Raw genomic sequence first — 5192 nt, forward strand, 5'->3', positions numbered from 1 at the left:
CGGGTGGGGGGTGTGTGCTCAGGGTCACACAGTGGATGCGAACAACGTGTTGTGGCAAGCCCTCGGCCTATTAGTACCGGTCGACTCCACCCCTTGCGGGGCTTCCATCTCCGGCCTATCAACCCCATGGTCTGTGGGGGGCCTTACCCACTCGCGGTGGTGGGAGACCTCATCTTGGAACGAGCTTCCCGCTTAGATGCCTTCAGCGGTTATCCCTTCCGAACATAGCCAACCAGCCGTGCCCCTGGCGGGACAACTGGCACACCAGAGGTTCGTCCGTCCCGGTCCTCTCGTACTAGGGACAGCCTTCCTCAAGTCTCCTGCGCGCGCGGCGGATAGGGACCGAACTGTCTCACGACGTTCTAAACCCAGCTCGCGTACCGCTTTAATGGGCGAACAGCCCAACCCTTGGGACCTACTCCAGCCCCAGGATGCGACGAGCCGACATCGAGGTGCCAAACCATGCCGTCGATATGGACTCTTGGGCAAGATCAGCCTGTTATCCCCGGGGTACCTTTTATCCGTTGAGCGACACCCCTTCCACCAGGAGGTGCCGGATCACTAGTCCCGACTTTCGTCCCTGCTCGACCCGTCGGTCTCACAGTCAAGCTCCCTTGTGCACTTACACTCGCCACCTGATTACCAACCAGGCTGAGGGAACCTTTGGGCGCCTCCGTTACCCTTTGGGAGGCAACCGCCCCAGTTAAACTACCCACCAGGCACTGTCCCTGAACCCGATCAGGGCCCGAGGTTCAGACACCCAATCCGACCAGAGTGGTATTTCAACAACGACTCCACGACCACTGGCGTGACCGCTTCCCAGTCTCCCACCTATCCTACACAAGCCGAACCGAGCACCAATACCAAGCTGTAGTAAAGGTCCCGGGGTCTTTCCGTCCTGCCGCGCGTAACGAGCATCTTTACTCGTAGTGCAATTTCGCCGAGTCTGTGGTCGAGACAGCGCCCAAGTCGTTACGCCATTCGTGCAGGTCGGAACTTACCCGACAAGGAATTTCGCTACCTTAGGATGGTTATAGTTACCACCGCCGTTTACTGGCGCTTAAATTCTCCGCTTCGCCCCGAAGAGCTGACGGGTCCTCTTAACGTTCCAGCACCGGGCAGGCGTCAGTCCGTATACCTCGTCTTGCGACTTCGCACGGACCTGTGTTTTTAGTAAACAGTCGCTTGGGCCTGGTCTCTGCGACCGGCTGCGCCTAGCCCGCGTGGGGCTTCAACGCCTCCGGCCCCCCTTCTCCCGAAGTTACGGGGGTATTTTGCCGAGTTCCTTGACCACAGTTCACTCGATCGCCTCGGTATGCTCTACCTGACCACCTGTGTCGGTTTCGGGTACGGGCCGCAACGGCACTCGCTAGAGGCTTTTCTCGGCAGCATGGGCTCACCCTGCTTCGCCACAATCGGCTACGCATCACCCCTCACCCTCGCCATCCAAGGCAGACACCCGGATTTACCTGGGCGTCGGGCTACCGGCTTGCACCAGTACCACCACTCACTGGCGGGGCTACCCTCCTGCGTCACCCCATCGCTTGACTACTACCGGCTCGGGTCCCACGCTCCCCCACCCCACCACCCCGAAGGACGGCGGACGGGATCGGATGGTCAGCATCACCGGCCTCATCACGGGCGCACCATCACGGGCACGGGAATATCAACCCGTCGTCCATCGACTACGCCTGTCGGCCTCGCCTTAGGTCCCGGCTCACCCTGGGCGGAACAACCTGGCCCAGGAACCCTTGGTCATCCGGCGGCAGAGATTCTCACTCTGCTTACGCTACTCATGCCTGCATTCTCACTCGCACACCCTCCACCACACGCTCCCGCGGCGGCTTCACCGAGCGCACGACGCTCCCCTACCCATCACCCCCGCCCCACAAGGAGACGACGGCGATGCCACGGCTTCGGCGGCGCGCTTGAGCCCCGCTACATTGTCGGCGCAGGACCACTTGACCAGTGAGCTATTACGCACTCTTTCAAGGATGGCTGCTTCTAAGCCAACCTCCTGGTTGTCTCGGCGATCCCACATCCTTTCCCACTTAGCGCACGCTTAGGGGCCTTAGCCGGTGATCTGGGCTGTTTCCCTCTCGACTACGAAGCTTATCCCCCGCAGTCTCACTGCCGCGCTCGGACTACCGGCATTCGGAGTTTGGTTGACTTCGGTAAGCTTGTCGGCCCCCTAGGCCATCCAGTGCTCTACCTCCGGCACCCAACACGCGACGCTGCACCTAAATGCATTTCGGGGAGAACCAGCTATCACGGAGTTTGATTGGCCTTTCACCCCTACCCACAGCTCATCCCCCAGGTTTTCAACCCTGGTGGGTTCGGGCCTCCACGACGTCTTACCGACGCTTCACCCTGGCCATGGGTAGATCACCCCGCTTCGGGTCTACACCCCGCGACTCCACGCCCTATTCGGACTCGCTTTCGCTACGGCTCCCCCACCCGGGTTAACCTCGCCACGAAGCATAACTCGCAGGCTCATTCTTCAAAAGGCACGCCATCACCCCACCGGGCTCTGACGGCTTGTAGGCACACGGTTTCAGGTACTCTTTCACTCCCCTCCCGGGGTACTTTTCACCTTTCCCTCACGGTACTCGTCCGCTATCGGTCACCAGGAAGTATTTAGGCTTACCGGGTGGTCCCGGCAGATTCACAGCAAATTCCACGAGCTCGCTGCTACTCGGGAACAATCCCCAGACCCGAACCAGTGCTTTCACGTACGGGGGTCTCACCCACTACGCCGGCCCATTCCAGCAGCCTTCCGCTAACACCAGCCCACGACCTCGAGAGCGCGGCAGCACCCCCACGGAACCGTCCCACAACACCCCGACCGCAACGCCTGCCGGCTTGACACGACCAAGGTTTAGCCTCCTCCGCTTTCGCTCGCCACTACTCACGGAATCACCATTGTTTTCTCTTCCTGCGGGTACTGAGATGTTTCACTTCCCCGCGTTCCCCCCCGCACCCTATACATTCAGATACGGGTGACACCCCATGACGGGTGCCGGGTTACCCCATTCGGACACCCTCGGATCACAGCTCGGTTGACAGCTCCCCGAGGCCTATCGCGGCCTCCCACGTCCTTCATCGGCCCCTGATGCCCAGGCATCCACCGTGTGCCCTTACACACTTGACCACAACAAGATGCTCGCATCCACTATGCAACACTCAACACACAACCCCACACCCGAACCCCGACACCACCACCCCCCCACCGGCCACCACCACCAACGGCGACGACACAGCGGCGAGACGTTAGGCACCCGCCCGGACCAGGGACCACCCAAGAACACACCCACCGGGTGTCTCCTCAGGACCCAACAGCATGCCGAACCCAACCCCAACCCGGGGCCGTCCGCGCCCTACATTCTGGTTTCGTCTTCCACCCGGCCACCCCCACACGGACACCACCACCCGGCGGCCCCCACACGAGAGCGAACATTCAGCACAACACCACACCCACCACCGGCAGGCACGGCGCGCCCCACAACAGGGCTCCCTAGAAAGGAGGTGATCCAGCCGCACCTTCCGGTACGGCTACCTTGTTACGACTTCGTCCCAATCGCCGGTCCCACCTTCGACCACTCCCCCCCACACGGGTTAGGCCATGGGCTTCGGGTGTTACCAACTTTCGTGACGTGACGGGCGGTGTGTACAAGGCCCGGGAACGTATTCACCGCAGCGTTGCTGATCTGCGATTACTAGCGACTCCGACTTCACGGGGTCGAGTTGCAGACCCCGATCCGAACTGAGACCCACTTTAAGGGATTCGCTCCACCTCACGGTCTCGCCGCCCTCTGTATGAGCCATTGTAGCATGTGTGAAGCCCTGGACATAAGGGGCATGATGACTTGACGTCATCCCCACCTTCCTCCGAGTTGACCCCGGCAGTCTCCCATGAGTCCCCGGCATCACCCGCTGGCAACATGGAACGAGGGTTGCGCTCGTTGCGGGACTTAACCCAACATCTCACGACACGAGCTGACGACAGCCATGCACCACCTGCACACCAGCCACAAGGGAACCGATATCTCTACCGGCGTCCGGTGCATGTCAAACCCAGGTAAGGTTCTTCGCGTTGCATCGAATTAATCCACATGCTCCGCCGCTTGTGCGGGCCCCCGTCAATTCCTTTGAGTTTTAGCCTTGCGGCCGTACTCCCCAGGCGGGGCGCTTAATGCGTTAGCTGCGGCACAGAGACCGTGGAATGGCCCCCACACCTAGCGCCCAACGTTTACGGCGTGGACTACCAGGGTATCTAATCCTGTTCGCTCCCCACGCTTTCGCTCCTCAGCGTCAGTATCGGCCCAGAGACCCGCCTTCGCCACCGGTGTTCCTCCTGATATCTGCGCATTTCACCGCTACACCAGGAATTCCAGTCTCCCCTGCCGAACTCCAGTGATGCCCGTATCGACCGCACGCCCACAGTTAAGCTGCAAGTTTTCACGGCCGACGCGACACACCGCCTACGAGCTCTTTACGCCCAATAATTCCGGACAACGCTCGCACCCTACGTGTTACCGCGGCTGCTGGCACGTAGTTGGCCGGTGCTTCTTCTCCACCTACCGTCACCCCAAGGCTTCGTCGATGGCGAAAGAGGTTTACAACCCGAAGGCCGTCATCCCCCACGCGGCGTCGCTGCGTCAGGCTTCCGCCCATTGCGCAATATTCCCCACTGCTGCCTCCCGTAGGAGTCTGGGCCGTGTCTCAGTCCCAGTGTGGCCGGTCGCCCTCTCAGGCCGGCTACCCGTCGTCGCCTTGGTAGGCCATCACCCCACCAACAAGCTGATAGGCCGCGGGCCCATCCCCAGCCGAAAAAACTTTCCACCACCCACCATGCAGCAGGCAGTCCTATCCGGTATTAGACCCAGTTTCCCAGGCTTATCCCGAAGCTGAGGGCAGGTCACCCACGTGTTACTCACCCGTTCGCCGCTCGTGTACCCACCGAAGCAGGCCTTACCGCTCGACTTGCATGTGTTAAGCACGCCGCCAGCGTTCGTCCTGAGCCAGGATCAAACTCTCCAACAAAACCTGGCACAACAAACCAGAACCCCACACGAGGCCCCAGCAAAAACAAACCGGCACAAAACCAAAAAACCACGAACAAAAAGCTCGACACACTGTTGAGTTCTCAAAAGACACCCGCACACCACCACCCACAACCAAGTGAGATCCGG

Annotated in this window: 2 rRNA genes; both read right to left on the reverse strand. The window is 60.7% G+C overall.

Features of this window, described 5'->3' with window-relative positions:
* Positions 1–50 precede the first annotated feature (50 nt).
* A 23S ribosomal RNA gene (locus ACFQE5_RS13880) occupies positions 51–3151 on the reverse strand.
* A 367-nt stretch (positions 3152–3518) separates the two neighbouring features.
* Positions 3519–5043 (reverse strand): 16S ribosomal RNA (locus ACFQE5_RS13885).
* The 16S and 23S rRNA genes sit together here, the layout of an rRNA operon.
* Positions 5044–5192: the final 149 nt, after the last annotated feature.

The organism is Pseudonocardia hispaniensis, from assembly GCF_042658695.1.
Taxonomy (GTDB): domain Bacteria; phylum Actinomycetota; class Actinomycetes; order Mycobacteriales; family Pseudonocardiaceae; genus Pseudonocardia; species Pseudonocardia hispaniensis.